We start from the raw sequence: 17,734 nt of genomic DNA, 5'->3' as shown, positions 1-17,734 counted from the left end.
GTAGTTATGTGGTGACGGTCGGACGCGCGCGTCCGGTCCATCCTTCAATGCCGCCGACCTGCTCGGCGATCAAGATCAATGCGGAAAGCGCCTGCTGGGTCGGCAAGTGGTGCATGGCAGGATCGTCCTCGTAGCGTTCCAGATAAACGCGCAGGGTCGCTCCCTCGGTGCCGGTGCCCGACAAACGGAACACGATGCGCGAACCGTTGGTCATGACGATGCGGATGCCCTGCTTCTTCGACACCGAACCGTCGATCGGATCGGTGTATTCGAAATCGTCGGCGAAATCGACCACGTAATGGCCCAGGTCCTGGCCCTTCAGGGTCGCCAGCTTGATGCGCAGCGAATCCATCAGCTCATTGGCGCCTTCGACCGGCACGCCCTCGTAGTCGTGACGCGAGTAGTAGTTGCGGCCGAAGCGCGCCCAATGCTCGCCCACCAGCTGCTCGACCGACTTGCCGGTGACGGCCAGCAGGTTAAGCCAGAACAGCACGGCCCACAGGCCGTCCTTTTCGCGGATGTGGTCCGAGCCGGTGCCGTAGCTCTCCTCGCCGCACAGCGTCGCCTGGCCGGCGTCGAGCAGGTTGCCGAAGAACTTCCAGCCGGTCGGCGTTTCGAAACTCGGGATGCCCAATGCGGCGGCCACGCGGTCGGACGCCTGCGACGTCGGCATCGAGCGTGCGATGCCTTTGAGGCCGCCCTTGTAGCCCGGCGCCAGCGTCGCATTCGCGGCCAGCACGGCCAGGCTATCCGACGGGGTGACGTCGAACTTGCGGCCGACGATCATGTTGCGGTCGCCGTCGCCGTCCGACGCGGCGCCGAAGTCCGGCGCGTCGTCGGCGGCCATCAGCTCGATCAGCTGGGCGGCGTTGACGGGATTCGGGTCCGGGTGGTGGCCGCCGAAGTCCTCCAGCGGCTCGCCGTTGATGACGGTGCCGGCCGGCGCGCCCAGCATGCCTTCCAGGATCGCCTTGGCGTAAGGGCCGGAGACGGCGGACATGCCGTCAAAGCACATGCGGAAGCCGCCGCCGAACAGTTTTTTGATGGCGTCGAAATCGAACAGCTCCTGCATCAGTTCCGCGTAGTCGGCGACGGAGTCGATCACTTCGACGTCCATCTGCTCGATGCGCGAGGCGCCGATTTTATTCAGGTCGATCGCGGCGGCGTCGCTGATGCGGTAGGCGGTGATCGACTCCGTGCGCTGGAAGATCGCTTCGGTCACGCTTTCCGGCGCCGGGCCGCCGTTGGCGATGTTGTACTTGATGCCGAAGTCGCCATCCGGTCCGCCCGGATTGTGGCTGGCCGACAGCACAATGCCGCCCAGCGCAGCGTGCTTGCGGATCACGCAGCTGACGGCCGGCGTCGACAGAATGCCGCCCTGGCCGACCAGCACGCGGGCAAAGCCGTGCGCCGCCGCCATGCGCAGGATGACCTGCACCGCCTCGCGGTTGTGGAAGCGGCCATCGCCGCCGACGACCAGCGTTTTACCGGCGACGTCGCCCAGCGTATCGAACACGCTTTGCACAAAATTCTCGAGATAGGCCGGCTGCTGGAAGACCGTGACTTTTTTCCGCAGGCCGGAAGTGCCGGGCCGCTGGCCAGGGAAAGGTGTGGTGGTGACTGTCTGAATGCTCATGTTCGCTCCGGGTGAATAAGAATGACAAATTGGTGAAATCGGGTGACAACGACAGGTTCCACCTGGCCGCGCGTCACCGCGCTGCGACGGTTGTACCTGTTCCGGCCAAATCGCGTCGCACAATCATACTTGTCTCACGAACAATATTACAGCATCAGGCCTTCGGGTCCGCGTTATCCTGGACGGACATGGTCATGATCGCCGCCACCAGCATGCATACGCCGCCCAGCATCAGGGTCTTGACGGCGTGGCCGTCGAACACGTACTTGGTCATCGACCCGAGCAGCGCGCCGCTGACGATCTGCGGAATCACGATGAAGAAATTGAACACGCCCATGTAGTAGCCCATGCGGTTGGCGGGCAGCGAGCCGGCCAGGATCGCGTACGGCATGGTCAGGATGCTGGCCCACGCGATGCCGACGCCGATCATCGGCACGAAGGCCATATTCGGATCGCGGATCGCGAAAAGGCTGATCAGGCTTACGCCGCCGATGGCCAGGCAGGTCATGTGAACCACCTTGCGGCTGGTATGGCGCGCGAAGATCGGCAGGATGAACGCGGCCAGCGCGGCGACGCCGCTGTAGACGGCGAACATGACGCCGACGTGGTTGCCGGCCTGCTGGAAGGCCGCCGATTGCGCGTCCGTAGTGCCGTAGACGCTTTCGCCGATGGCGTTGGTGGTGTAGATCCACATCGCGAACAGGCCGATCCAGGTGAAGAACTGCACGACGGCCAGCTGCACCATCGTTTTCGGCATCTGGCCGAAGCCGCTGAAGATCTCCTTGAGCGCGTGGCCCAGGCCCTTGGTGCGTTGCTGCTCCGCGCGGAAGGCTTCGAGGTCGCTTGGCGGTTCTTCCTTCGCCGTCAGCACGGTCCACATCACGGCGCTCATATAGATAGCGCCGCCGGCGTAGAACGAATAACGCACCGTGTCCGGAATGGCGCCGTTGACCGGTATATTACTCACGCCGAGGTAGTCGGCGAAGATGGTCGGCAGCAGCGACGCGATCACCGCGCCCCAGCCGATGAAGAAGGTTTGCATCGCGAAGCCGGCGGTCTGCTGCGACGGCCCCAGTTTGTCGCCCACGAAAGCGCGGAACGGTTCCATCGACACGTTGATCGCGGCGTCGAGCAACCACAGCACGATCACCGCCATCCACAGCGCCGAGGAATTCGGCATCAGGAACAGCGCCAGCGACGCCAGCACGGCGCCAATGAAGAAGAACGGACGGCGGCGGCCCCATTGCGGGTGCCAGGTGTTGTCGCTCAGGTAGCCGATGATCGGCTGGACCAGCAGGCCGGTGACCGGCGCCGCCAGCCAATACAGCGATAAGTCGTCGGGATTGGCGCCCAGCGTGGAGAAAATCCGGCTGGTGTTAGCATTCTGCAGCGCGAAGCCGAATTGGATACCGAAAAAGCCAAAGCTCATGTTCCATAGCTGCCAGAACGACAGTATGGGCTTGCTGCTGGAAGATTTCATGCGACGCGTCCCGATATAATTTGTAGCAAAATAACACGACACCCGATGTGTGTCAATTGAAAGGATACCAAGGTAAAATAACGCTAAACGGCGCACCTTGGACCAAATTATGTAGCCAAATGTAGCCAAACAACAGAACACTACACATACACGAGACCCTTACCCCACATGAGAAGCAATCCCTTCGTAAAACTTGCTGTTTTGCCGTTGGCAGTATTCACGCTGTTCGCCGGTCATGCCCCATCCGCGCTGGCGCAAAACGCCGGCCGCATCTTCGCCAGCGCCAAGCTGCATGGCGGTTATATGGAAGTGCGCACCAGCGACGGCGTCTATCTGATCAAGCCCTACACCCGCAGCATCATCGAAACGACCTTCATCCCCGAGGGCGAGACGGCCGATCCGACTTCGCACGCGGTGGTGCTGGCGCCGGCGGCGGTGACCACGTCGTTCTCGGACAAGGCCAACAAGATCGAATACGCGACGCCCGGCCTGGTGGTCACGGTCACCAAGTCGCCGTTCCAGATCTCGTATGCGTACAAGGGCAGGCAGCTGGTGGCGGAGAAGAAGGGCTACATGAAGGTCAACGACGACGTCGCGACCGGCAGCAACGATATCAACAAGGGCAAGCCGCGCGTGCTGGAGGCGATCGAATTCGCGCTCGACAAGGACGAGGCCTTGTATGGCGCCGGTGCGCGCGCGGTCGGCATGAACCGTCGCGGCAACCGCTTCACGCTGTATAACAAGGCGGACTACGGCTACGGCGCGACCTCGAAGCAGCTTAACTACGGCATGCCGATCGCGCTGTCGTCGAAATTGTATGCGCTCCATTTCGATAACGCCCGCACCGGCTACCTCGATTTCGACAGCAAGAAGGACAACAGCCTGCGCTGGGAAACCATCGGCGGCCGCAAGACCTATCAAATCGTCGCCGGCGACAAATGGGAGGACGTGGTCGACAACTACACCTACCTGACCGGCAAGCAGCCGATGCCGCCGCGCTGGGCCTTCGGTAACTTCGCGATGCGCTTCGGCTACCACAGCGAAACGGAGGCGCGCGCAGTGGTCGACAAGTTCATCGCCGACGACATCCCGCTCGACGCCATCGTCTTCGATCTGTACTGGTTCGGCAAGGAGGTCAAGGGCACGATGGGCAACCTGGCCTGGGACGCGGACAACTTCCCCAACCCGATCGGCATGATCTCGGACTTCAAGCAAAAAGGCGTGCAGACGGTGGTCATCAGCGAACCGTTCGTCGTCGACACGTCGAGCCGCTGGAAGGAAGCGGTCGACAAGAAGATCCTCGGCACCGACGCCAACGGCGCGCCGCTGGCCTACGATTTCTTCTTCGGCCATACGGGCCTGATCGACATCTTCGGCCAGCCCGGCAAGGACTGGCTGTGGAATATCTACCGGGAGCTACGCTTGCAAGGCGTGACCGGCGTTTGGGGCGACCTGGGCGAGCCGGAACTGCATCCCACCGACATGCGCCACGCCACCGGCAGCGCCGATGAGGTCCACAACATCTACGGGCACCAGTGGGCCAGGCTGGTGGCCGAGGGCTACGAGAAGGACTTCCCTACCGAGCGTCCGTTCATCCTGATGCGCGCCGGTTATTCGGGCACGCAGCGCTACGGCATCATCCCGTGGTCGGGCGACGTGGACCGCAGCTGGGCGGGACTGCAATCGCAGCCGGAAATCTCGCTGCAAATGGGGATGCAGGGCGCCGGCTATATGCACTCGGACCTGGGCGGCTTCGCCAACCCGGTGCTGGACAACGAACTCTATGCGCGCTGGCTGCAGTACGGCGTGTTCCAGCCGGTGTTCCGCCCGCACGCGCAGGAGGAAGTACCGTACGAGCCGATCTTCCGCGACGACAGAACCAAAGCGCTGGCGCGCGACGCCATCCGCATGCGCTATCGTTTGCTGCCATATAACTACACGCTCGCCTTCGACAACAACCAGAAAGGGCTGCCGCTGATGCGCCCCATGGTCTACGAGGAGCCGGGCAACGCCAAGGTGCGGGCGATGTCGTCGACCTACCTGTGGGGCAAGGACTTCCTGGTCACGCCGGTGACGAAGGCGGGCGCGGTCAAGACCGACGTCTACTTCCCCGCCACCGCCGCGTGGTTTGATTTTTATACCGGCGAGCGGCAGGCCGGCGGGGCCACCCGTTCGGTCAAGCTCAGCGCCGACCACGTGCCGGTGTACGTGCGCGCGGGCGCTTTCATTCCGATGACGCGCGTGGTGCAGACCACGCGCGACTACACCACCAAGAACATCGAGCTGCACTACTACCACGACGCCTCGGTGAAAACCGCCACCGGCAAACTCTATGACGACGACGGCCTCACAGCGAAGGCGTTCGAACAGGGCAAGTACGAGCTGGTGACCTTCACCAGCAAGGTATATCGCCGCGGCCTGTCGATCGCTATCGACTCGGTCATCGGCGACAACTACCGCCGGCCCGAGCGCAGCGTCGACCTGACGGTGCACAACGTTGGCGCCAAGCCGGCGTCGGTGCGGGTCGACGGCACGGTGACGACCTTCACGTGGGACGCCGGCAGCAAGCTGCTGACATTGGTGCTTCCACCCAACGCCATGCCTTCCCGGACCGTCTCCATCGCCCTGTAAGCGTGTATGATTATCTGCCTCGAATCAACCGGTTCGATGGCAGATAAGACTACCCAGGGAGATGCACTTGACACCAAAAATTATCAGCGTGCTGCTGGCGGCCTCCGCCATGACAGCCGTCAGCGTTACCGCGCTGGCCGCCCCCGCCAAGAAGCCGACCACAGCCGAAGCCGAACGCTTTTTGGCGGACACGGAAGAGCGTCTCAACAAGCTCAACAACGAACAGGCGCGCGGCGCCTGGGTCGGTTCCAACTTCATCACCGACGATACCGAAGCGATCACCTCCTACTTCGCCGAGCGCTATCTGACGGCGGCCGGCGAGGCGGCGATCGGCGCGCGCCGTTTCAACGGCCTGAAACTGCCGGCCGAATCAGCGCGCAAGCTGATGCTGTTGCAGCAAACGCTGGTCTTCGCCGACCCAAAGGAGCGCGAACAATACGCCCAGTTGCAGGCGGCCTTGAACGGCGCTTACGGCAAGGCCAAATACTGCGTCAAGAAGGACGACGGCACCGCCGACTCCTGCATGGCGCTGGGCGAGATGGAGAAGGTACTGGCGAACAGCCGCGAAGAGCCCAAGCTCAAGGAAATGTGGCTGGGCTGGCACGCGCAATCGCCGTCGTACAAGGACAAATACACCGAATACATCGCCCTGTCGAACAAGGGCGCCAGGCAGATGGGCTTTGCCGACACCGGCGCCATGTGGCGCGCGCAGTACGACATGCCGCCGGAGGCCTTCGCCGCCGAGATGGAGCGCCTGTGGCAGCAGGTCAAACCGCTGTACGAATCGCTGCACACCTACACCCGCTATAAGCTGCGCGAAACCTATGGCCCGGACGTGGTGCCGCTGACCGGCCCTATTCCGTCCCACCTGTTCGGTAACATGTGGAGCCAGAGCTGGGACAACCTGTACCCGATCCTCAAGCCGGAGACCGGCGCCAGCGGCTACGACCTGACCAAGGTGCTGGAAGCGCGCAAGACCGACGCTAAACAGATGACGCAATACGCCGAGCGTTTCTACACCTCGCTGGGCATGCAGAAGCTGCCGGCGACTTTCTGGGAGCGCTCGCTGCTGACCAAGCCGCGCGACCGCGACGTGGTCTGCCACGCCTCCGCCTGGCCGCTCAATGAGAAGGACGATGTGCGCATCAAGATGTGCATCACGCCGACGGCCGAGGATTTCACCGTCATCCATCACGAGCTGGGTCACATCTACTACTTCCTTGCTTATAACAAGCAGCCCTTCCTGTTCCGCAATGGCGCCAACGACGGCTTCCACGAAGCCATCGGCGACACTGTGGCGCTGTCGATCACGCCGGATTACCTGAAGAAGGTCGGCCTGATGGAGCAGGCACCGCCAGCGGACGCCGATATCGGCGACCTGCTGAACCGCGCGCTGGCCAAGGTCGCGTTCCTGCCGTTCGCGTACTCGGTGGACAAGTGGCGCTGGGACGTTTATGCCGGCAAAACCAAGCCGGAGGACTTCGATAAAACCTGGTGGCAGCTGCGCGAGCAGTACATGGGCGTGAAGCGCCCGGCGGCAATGGTGGCCGGCGGTTTCGACGCCGGCGCCAAATACCACGTGGCGGCCGACGTGCCGTACGCGCGCTACTTCCTGGCGCACATGCTGCAGTTCCAGTTCCACCGCGCGCTGTGCCGCGAGGCCGGTTACACGGGGCCGCTGAACCGCTGTTCGGTGTACGACAACGCCAAGGCCGGCGCCAAGCTGCAGCAGATGCTGGCGATGGGCGCCAGCAAGCCATGGCCGGAAGCGCTGAAGGCGATATCGGGCGAGGACAAGATCGACGGCGGCGCGCTGCTGGAGTATTTCGCGCCGTTGAAGGTGTGGCTCGACCAGCAAAACGCCGCCTTCGCCGCCGCGCAAAAACAGTAAGTAAAAAAAACCCCCGCCGGCTTGCGCTGGCGGGGGCTGAAGAGCGGAGATACAACCGGTTTAGAACTTGTAGTTCATGCCCGCGATAACAGTGCGGCCATACTTTGCGTACTCGAGCTGCTGGGCGCGGTCGCCGTTATAGGTTTCATACGCGGCGTTGCGCAGGTTGTTGACCTGCAGAACCAAGCCAACACCCTTCATCGCACCGCTGTTGAAGGTGTAGCCGATCTGGAAGTCGACGACATTCTCACCCACCACATAACGCAGCGCGCGGTCGTTCGAGAAGTTGCCGATCTCGCCGACGAAGTCGGAACGACGACGCTGGCTGATGCGCGTTTCAAACCCATTCTTCTCGTAGTAAGCGGTCAGATTGGTGGTGCGCTTCGACAGGCCCGGCAGCGGGATGTTCGAACCGATGCTGCCGCTTGGATCTTCAATGGCGATCTTGCTGTCGGTGTAGGTGGCGCTGGCGCTCACACCGAAGCCGTCGAGCACCGGGGTCAGCATGTTCAGCGGCATCGAGCCGGACAGCTCCACACCCTTGAGGATGCCACCGTTGCCGTTATAGGCGGCGGTGTAGTTACCGGTGCGGCGGTTCAGCGGCAGCCCATCAGCCGTCACGAAACCTGCCGGGAAGTAGTTGGAGAAATCGTATTCCTTGGTCTGCGTGAAGATGTAGGTATCCAGCTTCTTGAAGAACGCGGCGGCGGCGACATACGCCTTCTTGGCGAAATACTTCTCGTACGAAATGTCGACCGCCTTGGCGCGCCATGGGTCCAGGCGGGCATTGCCGCCGCTGGCGCTCGGCTCGCGCTTGGCGGTGTCGACGTTGATTTCCAGCGCCGAACGCAGCTGGTCCACGCGAGGGCGCGCCAGTTGCTTGGCCAGGCCGAAACGCACGGTCTGGTCGTGTTCGAAGCCGAACGCCAGGTTCAGGCTTGGCAGGAAGTCGGTGTAGCTCTTGCCGTCGTGGACCGGCTTGATCTGGCTGCCGGCCGGCGCGCTGTTGTCGACATAGCGCGAATCGGACGACTGGGTGGTGTTCTGCATCTGCACGCCCACGTTACCGCGCAGGCTCACCGTCGGGCTCAGTTCCGTATCGATGTTGGCCTTGGCGAAGCTGGTCACGACTTTCTCGTTGACCGTCCACGCTTTCGGGATCAGGTAGGTCAGGTCTTCGCTCGGCTGGAACGACATGAACTGGCTGACCATGCCCGGCACGTTCCAGGTCGGAATCGAGCCGGCGCCGGCGAAGCCGAGGTCCGCATTGCCATACTGCAGGCTGCCAGGCACGGCGATCGGCGCGCCGACCAGGTTGATGGCGCCTTCGGCCTGGCGCTTGCTCTTGCTGCGGTCGGCGTAGTTGACGCCGAAGTCGAAGCTCGAGAACACTTTTTCCAGATCGCCGCCCGCACGCACGTTGGCGGTCAGCTTGACGCCCTTCAGTTCGTCTTCCACGCTTGGCACCTTGCCATAGCCGGAGCCGTAGATGGTGTTGCCCACGAACAGGTTGGCCGGGTTGCTGTAATCGAGGCCGGTGGTCAGGCGCGAGTAGCCGCCATTGCCGTAGCCCAGGCTGACCTTGTCGAGCAGGGCCGAGGCGCCGCCGTTGCTGTATTGCAGATTGTTTTCCAGGCCCGTCTCATTGCGCTTGGCCTTCGAGTAGTTCAGGTCGGCGAAGATGGTGAAGTCGCTGTTGCGGAATTCATTGCTCCAGCCCAGCGCGCGGATATCGTCCTTGCGCTTGTTGTACATGCCGCGCACCAATGGACGCACGTTGTTGAGCGTGCCGCCGGCGATGGTACCGTTGTTGACCTGCACTGGGTTGTAGTTCGATTCGCTCTGCTCCAGCGAGATTTCCAGCTGGTTGGCGGTTTCCTCGGCCTTGAAGCGCGATGCGTACACGTCGAGGATACTGGTCCATTGCTTGTTCGGACGGTATTGCAGCACGCCCATGACGCCGTCTCGCTGGTTCTCGCCGCTGCGGGCGACAGCCTTGATACCGTTCGACGCGAAGGTGCCGGCCGGCAGGCCGTTGCGCGCGTCACGCTTCCATGGCTCGTACAGGCCGGTTTCATTGGACAGGATCGGGGTTTCCAGGTGCGCATAGCCGAGCGCGATACCGATCGTGCGGTTGGCGAACTGGTCGATGTAGCTGGCGCTGAAGCGGTTGCCGGTGTCCTTGGCGTTACCGATTTTGCCCAGCGAATTCTTCTCGCCACGGGCGTTCAACGCCACGGTGCGGCTTGAGAAGTTCAGCGGACGCACGGTTTGCATGTCGATGGTGCCCGACAGACCCTGGCCGACCAGGCCGGCGTCAGGGGTTTTGTAGACGGTCACGCCGCTCATCAGCTCGGACGGATATTGATCGAACTCGACGCTGCGGTTGTCGCCGGTGCTGACCTGCTCGCGGCCGTTCAACAAGGTGGTCGAGAAGTCTGGCGACAGGCCGCGAACGCTGATGACCTGGGCACGGCCGGCGACGCGCTGGGCGGCCAGGCCTGGCAGGCGCGAGATCGATTCGGCGATACTGACATCCGGCAGCTTGCCGATGTCTTCGGCCGAGATGGCTTCAACGATGGAGCTCGAATCTTTTTTGACCGAGATGGCGCCCTCGATACCGCGGCGGATGCCGGAGACGACGACGGAAGCGATCGGCGCCTCGGTCGCTGCCGGCGCCTGGTCGGCGGCGGTGGTCTGCGCGTATGCCGGGATGGCGAACGCGGCAACAAACAAAGCGCATCCCGCTGCGACCGGCTTTAGTGGAAATGCAGCGGTCTTGCTGCGCTTATTTGCGAAATTACTCATTCAATGTCCCCTCAACACGACATAAATTAATCTCCCGCAACATTGGCGCACCGCATTCGGGCGTCACAACTACACGGGAATCCAAGGAAAGCTGACGTTCTTAAGACGTTCCGGCGAGAATTTTGTACTAAAACTAGATTCACTGTCAATTGAACTTCTGTTTACCTACGTATTGCGGGGCTTGGCTGCAAGCGGCTTCCCTATGAAGATGCGTTTGCCGTTGTATTTCCACTACAAGACTCAACCGAATCATATGTAGTAGAACTACACATTTTCCGAAAAAACGACGTGTTTTTGAAAGCAAATGTCAGTTTACTGCTGAGTTGTGAGGGTGCCGGTACCTTTGGATGCCGCACAAATCCACGGTTTCGATCCGGGCGGGGTGAAAAATGCTGGATTTTTGTATTTCGAGTAAATTTCGCTGTCGCCGCCGGTTTGATGAAGCGGAACATTCAGAGTATTCTCCGGCTCAACCGGGAATATGCCCCAACGACAATAAAAAACTGGCGGTGTAGTACAACTACTTAAAGGCCAGCCACGGAGACCGTATGAAGAAAATGATCTTGGCCTACGCACTGCTGAGCAATCTGCTGGCAGCGTCCGCCAGTGCGGCCAACTACCGCATCGAGCACGTGGAGCCGCCGTCGTGGTGGACCGGCATGCAAAACAGCAAGCTGCAACTGATGGTCCACGGGCCTGCGATCGCGGACCTGGAACCGGCGCTAAGCTACCCCGGCGTAAAGATCGCCTCCGTGTCGCGGGTCGCCAACAGAAACTACCTGTTCGTCGACCTGGACATCGCGCACGACGCGGCACCTGGCAAGCTCGACCTGACCTTTCGCCGCGATGGCCAACTCATTCGCTACGCATATCAACTACTGGCCCGCGACAAGAATTCCGCCCGGCGCGTCGGCTTCAACAGCAGCGACGCGATCTATCAGGTGATGCCGGACCGCTTCGCCAATGGCAATCCGGCCAACGACAGCATCGCGGGCATGCCGGACAAACTGAACCGCGCCGCCCCCTCGGGCCGTCACGGCGGCGACATCAAGGGCATCGCCGATCATTTGGACTACGTGGCGGAGATGGGCTACACGGTCATTTGGCCGACGCCGCTGCTGGAATCGGACATGCCGGCCTATTCGTACCATGGCTACGCCACCACCAACCACTATCGCATCGATCCGCGCTACGGCAGCAATGAGGAATACCGCGACCTGGTGGCGCGGGCGCGCGCCAGGGGACTGGGCGTGATCCAGGATGTGGTCCTCAACCATATAGGCAGCAAGCACTGGTGGCTGCAGGACATGCCGACGCCGGACTGGCTGACCTACCAGGGCAAGTTCGTGCCGACCGCGCACCACCGCACCGCCGTGCAGGACCCGTACGCGTCCGCCGAGGACAAGCGCAATTTCACCGCCGGCTGGTTCGCGCAGGGCATGCCGGATCTGAACCAGGCCAATCCCTTCGTCGCCAAATATCTTATTCAGAACAACATCTGGTGGATCGAGTACGCCGGTCTGACCGGCCTGCGCGTCGACACCTACGGTTATTCCGATACGGCCTTCCTGAGCCGGTGGTCCGGTAGCCTGATGGCGGAGTATCCGCAACTGAACCTGGTCGGCGAGGAATGGAGCACGCTGGCGCCGGTGGTCGCGCACTGGCAGCAAGGCAAACAGAATTTCGACGGCTATGTTTCGCACATGCCGAGCATGATGGACTTCCCGCTGACCGACGCGCTGCGCCGCTCCCTGGCCGCGCCCGACGACGATGAGCGCGGCCTGACCAACCTGTACGAAGCGCTGTCGCTCGATCACCTGTATCCGAATCCCGGCAATCTGGTGCTCTTCGAAGGCAACCACGATATGTCGCGCATCTACAGCGAGCTGCATGGCGACGAGGGCCTGTTCCGCATGGCGATGGCCTTCGTGGCGACAGCGCCGCGCATCCCGCAGTTCTATACCGGGACGGAGATCCTGATGACCAGCACCACCAAGGGACGCGATGACCCGTCGTACCGCCAGGACTTTCCCGGCGGCTGGCGCGGCGACACCGTCAACGCCTTCACCGGCGCCGGCTTGAGCGCGCGGCAGGCGGACGCGCAGGCCTACACGAAAAAGCTGCTCAACTGGCGCAAGGGTGCGGCCGTCATCCATCACGGCAAAACGATGCACTTCGGGCCGGAGCAAAATACCTATGTCTACTTCCGCTACGATGATGCGAAAAAAGTCATGGTCGCCCTGAACAAGAACAAGACCGAGACGACACTGAAGACGGCGCGCTTCCACGAGATGCTGGGTGACGCACGCAACGGCGTCGATGTCCTGACCGGCCGGCGCGTGGCGCTGGACGGAGAAATAAAACTGCCGGCGCGTTCGGCGCTGATACTGGAGATTGAACAATGAGTTTTCGCCTGACCGCGCTATGCGCCGCAATGTCCCTCGCTTCGCTGGCGTCGGCCGCAACCACAGCCACCGCCAATTATCCAACCTGGGACGGCAAGCAGGAAACCGTTCGCTATTCCACGCCGGATGAAGGCCCGGCCCTGCGCAGCTACACGCAGGCGACCACCATGCGCGTGCGCGAAGGCGGCAAGCAGCAAGTGGGCTACCAGGAATCGGCCACGCTACCCACCGTCCGCAGCGGCTCCCTCGCCTTCGATGCGCTGTTTGCGCTGGCCGGTGTCGAGATGAAGCAGGATTCGGTCAGCGAAATCCGCGACGGCAGCTACAACAGCGGCAACGCCATTCCGTGCGAGTGCTTCGAAACCGGCGAGTTGTGGCACTACGTATGGACCCGCGACCTGTCCTATGCCGCGTCGCTGGGCCTGGGCATGCTGGACCCGCAGCGCGTGCGCAACTCGCTGCTGTTCAAGCTGTCCGGCTACCGCGATGGCGTCAAGCCTGGCGCGCACGTCGCCGGTAGCGCGGACGGCCTGCAAATCATCCAGGACACCGGCAGCGGCGGCAGCTGGCCGGTCAGCACCGACCGTATCAGCTGGGCTTTCGGCGCCGACGAAGCGCTCAAGGCGCTGGCGCCGCAGGAGCGCGCAGCGTTTGCCGCCACCGCGCTGAAGGCGCTCACCAATACGCTGGAAAACGACAGGATCGCCGTCTACGACCGCGCCGATGGCCTGTACAACGGCGAGGAATCCTTCCTCGACTGGCGCGATCAAAGCTACGCGGCCTGGATACCGGGCGAGCTGGCGAGCATGGCGACGTCGAAGGCGCTGTCGACCAACGCCGGTCATTACAAGGCATTGACGCTCGCTGCGCAACTGGCGGCGGAACAAGGCGACAAGGCCCTGGCCGACAAATACACGACATGGGCGGCGGATCTGAAGCGCGCCATCAATCGTCGCTTCTGGCAGGCCGACACCGGCATGTACAGCAGCCTGACCGCCGGCCACTTCGACGGCGTAGCGCTTTACAAGTACGACTGGCTGGGGCAATCGCTGGCCATCGTCACCGGCATCGCCGACGAGCGGCAGGCGCAAAGCATCCTGGCGCACTATCCGCATGGCCCGCTCGGCGCGCCGGTGATCTACCCGCAGCAGGCCGCAACGGCGGTGTATCACAACCGCGCCATGTGGCCGTTCGTGACGGCGTATGGACTCAAGGCCGCGGCCATGCACGGCAACGTAGCGGTAGCCGATGCGGCCTACGATACGCTGATGCGCAGCGCCGCCCTTAACCTGTCCAACATGGAGAACCTGGAGTGGCTGTCGGGCCAACCGATGCTGCAGGATAAGCGCAACGTGGCGGGCAAGCAGGTCGACTTGAGCGGACCGGTGGTCAACTCGCGCAGGCAGTTGTGGTCCGTAGGCGCTTATCTCGGCATGGTGGTGGGCGAGGTGTTCGGCGTGCATACGACCGACAGCGGCATCGCGCTGCGGCCCTTCGTCACCGCCAAGCTGCGTCGCGAAGCTTTTGCCGGCACCGACGTGGCGACGCTGAACAATCTGACCGTGCGCGGAAAACGCATGCGGGTACGTCTGCTGTTGCCGGCCGCCGCGCCATCAGCAACCCACGGCTATTACGCGGTCGACAAGGTGACGTTGAACGGCAAGGCCGCCAGCCCTTCGCTCGATTGGTCCGCGCTGGCCGACGACAATGTGATCGACATCCAGCTGGGAAAACTGCTGCCGGGGCATCAGGATAAGCGCAAGGTCGGCGCCAAGCCGCTGGCGGAGGATCCGTCGGTGTATGCGCCGTCCGAGCCGCGCATCGTCAAGCTGGAACGCGGCACCTACGGCTTGCCTACGCTGCACATCGCCTATCCGGGCGCGAGCAAAGGCGTGGCCTTTAACATCTACCGTAACGGCACACTGGCGACCCAGCGCGTCACGAGCAGCAAGTGGGCCGATCGCCGCGCGCCTCGCCTCGACAAGGAAGGCGGGAACCTGTGCTACGCGGTGGAGGCGATGTACACCGGTTCGGGCAACCGCAGCCACCACAGCGCGCCGGTCTGCCTCGAAACAGGCGTGGACATCGGCGTTGGCGACAGCCGCGTGGAGTCGAGCATCGCAGCCACCGGCGGACGCATCGCCGGCTGGGGCGCGCCGGCCGACAAGTTCGCGGTGCGCGACATCAAGGTGGCGCGCGATGGCAACTATGCCGTGCAGATCAGATACCGCAACAACGCACACCAGATCAACCTCGGTATCAGCGGCGGCGTAAAATGGTTGTCGTTAAAAGACGGCGACGGCAAGGTTGTCGCCGGCGGCGTGGTACAGCTGCCGCACTCGCCGGAGCAGGCCGGCCCGTCGTACTCGACGCCCATCCGCGCCGCGCTCAAAGCCGGCAGTTACCGCTTGGAACTGGAGGACCATTACAACATGACCTATCTGAAAAGTAACACGACCTATAGCGACGCCGGTGGCGTGAACGGACCGTCGAACAAGTTCGACATCCACGGCGTGCGCGTGATGCCGGCCGCACCGGAAGCCAAGACCGGGGCCGACACCGCGGCCGACGCTGGCGCGCACGCATCCGCCGCGCCGGCGGGAACCATTCGTATCGTTGAAAATTTCGCGTCGCCGCAGCTCGGCAATAGCCGCAACCTGCGCATTTACCTGCCGCCCGATTACGACAGCATGCCGCAGCGCCGCTATCCGGTACTCTACATGCACGACGGTCAAAACCTGTTCGACGCCAAAACCGCTTCGTACGGCGTCGCCTGGGACGTCGGCACCACCATGGACCGGCTGATCGCCGATGGCGCCATCGAACCGGTTATCGTGGTCGGCATCGACAACACCAAGGACCGCATGGACGAATACACGCCCTGCTGCGATCCGAAACACGGCGGCGGAAAAATAGACGCTTATATGGCCTTTGTTGTCGATACGGTCAAACCGTGGGCCGACGCCAACCTGCGCACCCTGCCCGGCCGCGACCACACCGCCATCATGGGCTCCTCGCTGGGCGGGCTGGCCTCGGTGTATATCGCGCAGCGGCATCCTGAGATCTTCTCCAAGGCGGCCGGCGTATCCGGCTCGTTCTGGTGGAATGACGACGCGTTCGTGAAGAACGTGCCGGCGCGCCAGCCGGTCAAGTTCTACCTCGACGCCGGCTCCAAAAAAGACGGCATCGATCACGTGCTGAAAATGCGCGACGCCATGCTGGCGCAAGGCTACAAGCTCGATGAGGATTTGTATTTTTACGAGTCGCCCGACGGCGTCCACAACGAGAAATCGTGGGCGGCCCGTGTGCACCTGCCGTTGACCTGGTTCTTCGGCGCTAAGAAGTAAGCGCTTCGATACCCTGGTCGCGGTTGGCCAGCAGCGCCTCCACCTCGCCGGGCGACACGGCGGGGCTGAGGCAGAAGCCAAACGCCTCGTCGCAGTCCATCGCCGTCAGGTGCGCCAACTGGTCGCCGGTTTCGACGCCGCCGGCGATCACGCGCATGTTCAGTGTGTGGGCCATGGCGATGATGGCGCGCACCATGGCGCCGTCGCCCGCGCCGTTGAGCGCATCGAGCGTCCCGGCCGGGTGGCGCCCGCCCTGCAACTCGTCGATGAAGCTCTTGTCGATCTTGACCACGTCGACCGGGAAGCGCCGCAGATAATTGAGCGAGGCGTAGCCGGTGCCGAAATCGCTGATGGAAATGCGCACGCCAAGCTCCTTCAAACGCCGCAAGGTGGTTTCGCAATTCTGGTTGCGGTCGATCAGCATGCCTTCGGTGATTTCCAGCTCGATCAGGTGGCCCGGCACGCCGGCACGCTCCAGTATCGTGGCGAAGGTTTCGGCGATATCCTTCTGGTAGAACTGGCGCGGCGACAGATGCACCGACACCGTCAGCGCCAGACCGCGCTCCATCCAGAGCCGCGCCTGCGCCGCCGCCGTCGCCAGCACCCAGGCGCCGACCGGCAGTATCAGCGCGCTCTCCTCGAGCACCGGCAGAAAATCGAGCGGCATCACCAGCCCGAGCTCCGGATGGTTCCAGCGCAGCAGCGCCTTGACGCCGGTGATGCGCTGTTGGCGCAAATCGAGCTTGGGCTGGTAGGCCAGCACGAACTCCTTGTGGTCGAGCGCATGCCTGAGCGCCGTCTCCAGGATCAGCCGCGAATACGCCTTGACCTGCATGCTCGGCACGAAGCGCACACTGGTCCCCTTGCCGCGCTGCTTGGCCGCGTACATCGCCAGGTCGGCCTTTTCCACCAGCTCTTCGATGCATTCGTCGTCATCCGGATACACCGCCACGCCGACGCTGGCGCCCACCCGCAGCGCTTCGCCGTGGATGCTGAACGGCGCGGCAATGGCGGCGATGATCTTCTCGGCCACCTGACCCGCGTCGTCGGCGTCGCGCAGCTCGGTCAACAACACGATAAACTCGTCGCCGCCCTGGCGCGCCACGGTGTCGACCTCGCGCACGCACTGGCGCAGCCGCTGCGCGAACTGAAACAGCACCTGGTCGCCGGCCTCGTGGCCGAGCGTGTCGTTGATCTGCTTGAAGTGGTCGATGTCGACGAACAGCACCGCCAGCAGGCTTCTGTGGCGCCGTGCGTAGGCGACGCCGTGTTCGAGCCGCAGCTGGAATTGCAGGCGGTTGGGCAGGCCGGTCAGGCAGTCGTGATGGGCGATGAAGTCGAGCCGCATTTCGGTGTCGCGCTGGGTTTCCAGCGCGCTTTGCAAATGCGCGCAGCGCCGGCGCAGCACGCGCATTTGCGTTCCGCCATACCAGAGCGCCAACAGACACGGTGTGATGCCGATCAATGCCGGCCACAGGAGCTCCATGGGATCCCTCTTCTTTTGGTGCAGCGGTGAAGAGCGAATCATAATGGATA

Annotated in this window: 8 protein-coding genes; 4 read left to right on the top strand and 4 right to left on the bottom strand. The window is 62.9% G+C overall.

Annotation, left to right across the window (positions count from 1 at the left end; translation table 11 throughout):
* Positions 1-4 precede the first annotated feature (4 nt).
* Positions 5-1,636 (bottom strand): alpha-D-glucose phosphate-specific phosphoglucomutase, encoded by a 1,632-nt coding sequence (locus ACZ0BA_RS28405; RefSeq protein ID WP_463454475.1) that lies wholly within the window; start codon positions 1,634-1,636, stop codon positions 5-7.
* Between the two features lie 154 nt (positions 1,637-1,790).
* On the bottom strand, positions 1,791-3,116 hold the full coding sequence (locus ACZ0BA_RS28400) for an MFS transporter (protein ID WP_463454474.1): 1,326 nt from the start codon (positions 3,114-3,116) through the stop codon (positions 1,791-1,793).
* A 207-nt stretch (positions 3,117-3,323) separates the two neighbouring features.
* Here ACZ0BA_RS28400 and ACZ0BA_RS28395 point away from each other — a divergent pair, with 207 nt between their 5' ends.
* A complete protein-coding gene (locus tag ACZ0BA_RS28395) occupies positions 3,324-5,747 on the top strand; it encodes a TIM-barrel domain-containing protein (RefSeq protein ID WP_463454473.1) in 2,424 nt (807 codons plus the stop codon).
* A gap of 61 nt (positions 5,748-5,808) precedes the next feature.
* Entirely contained in the window at positions 5,809-7,638 is a 1,830-nt protein-coding gene (locus ACZ0BA_RS28390; RefSeq protein WP_463454472.1) for a M2 family metallopeptidase, read from the top strand.
* A 60-nt stretch (positions 7,639-7,698) separates the two neighbouring features.
* On the opposite strand, the gene ACZ0BA_RS28385 is transcribed toward ACZ0BA_RS28390, so the two are convergent.
* Positions 7,699-10,446 carry a TonB-dependent receptor gene (locus ACZ0BA_RS28385; protein WP_463454471.1) on the bottom strand — a complete coding sequence of 916 codons (2,748 nt, stop codon included), beginning with the start codon at positions 10,444-10,446 and terminating at the stop codon, positions 7,699-7,701.
* A gap of 548 nt (positions 10,447-10,994) precedes the next feature.
* On the opposite strand from ACZ0BA_RS28385, the gene ACZ0BA_RS28380 reads away from it, so the two are divergent.
* Entirely contained in the window at positions 10,995-12,851 is a 1,857-nt protein-coding gene (locus tag ACZ0BA_RS28380; protein WP_463454470.1) for a glycoside hydrolase family 13 protein, read from the top strand.
* Positions 12,848-16,198 (top strand): alpha/beta hydrolase-fold protein, encoded by a 3,351-nt coding sequence (locus ACZ0BA_RS28375; RefSeq protein ID WP_463454469.1) that lies wholly within the window; start codon positions 12,848-12,850, stop codon positions 16,196-16,198. Before ACZ0BA_RS28380 ends, ACZ0BA_RS28375 begins: the two co-directional genes overlap by 4 nt.
* Here the strand turns inward: ACZ0BA_RS28375 and ACZ0BA_RS28370 are convergent.
* Entirely contained in the window at positions 16,188-17,684 is a 1,497-nt protein-coding gene (locus ACZ0BA_RS28370; RefSeq protein ID WP_463454468.1) for a putative bifunctional diguanylate cyclase/phosphodiesterase, read from the bottom strand. The genes ACZ0BA_RS28375 and ACZ0BA_RS28370 overlap by 11 nt on opposite strands.
* Positions 17,685-17,734 lie beyond the last annotated feature (50 nt).

The sequence above is a fragment of the Duganella sp. AC917 genome, from assembly GCF_979258245.1.
The sequence above is the reverse complement of the archived record's forward strand: the minus strand, read 5'-3'. Positions and strand labels throughout refer to the sequence as shown.

Bases quoted from the DNA above. Each gene is read 5' to 3' on its own strand.
- ACZ0BA_RS28375 (WP_463454469.1), top strand. From the start codon at position 12,848: ATGAGTTTTCGCCTGACCGCGCTATGCGCCGCAATGTCCCTCGCTTCG.
- ACZ0BA_RS28370 (WP_463454468.1), bottom strand. From the start codon at position 17,684: ATGGAGCTCCTGTGGCCGGCATTGATCGGCATCACACCGTGTCTGTTG.
- ACZ0BA_RS28390 (WP_463454472.1), top strand. From the start codon at position 5,809: ATGCACTTGACACCAAAAATTATCAGCGTGCTGCTGGCGGCCTCCGCC.
- ACZ0BA_RS28400 (WP_463454474.1), bottom strand. From the start codon at position 3,116: ATGAAATCTTCCAGCAGCAAGCCCATACTGTCGTTCTGGCAGCTATGG.
- ACZ0BA_RS28385 (WP_463454471.1), bottom strand. From the start codon at position 10,446: ATGAGTAATTTCGCAAATAAGCGCAGCAAGACCGCTGCATTTCCACTA.
- ACZ0BA_RS28380 (WP_463454470.1), top strand. From the start codon at position 10,995: ATGAAGAAAATGATCTTGGCCTACGCACTGCTGAGCAATCTGCTGGCA.
- ACZ0BA_RS28405 (WP_463454475.1), bottom strand. From the start codon at position 1,636: ATGAGCATTCAGACAGTCACCACCACACCTTTCCCTGGCCAGCGGCCC.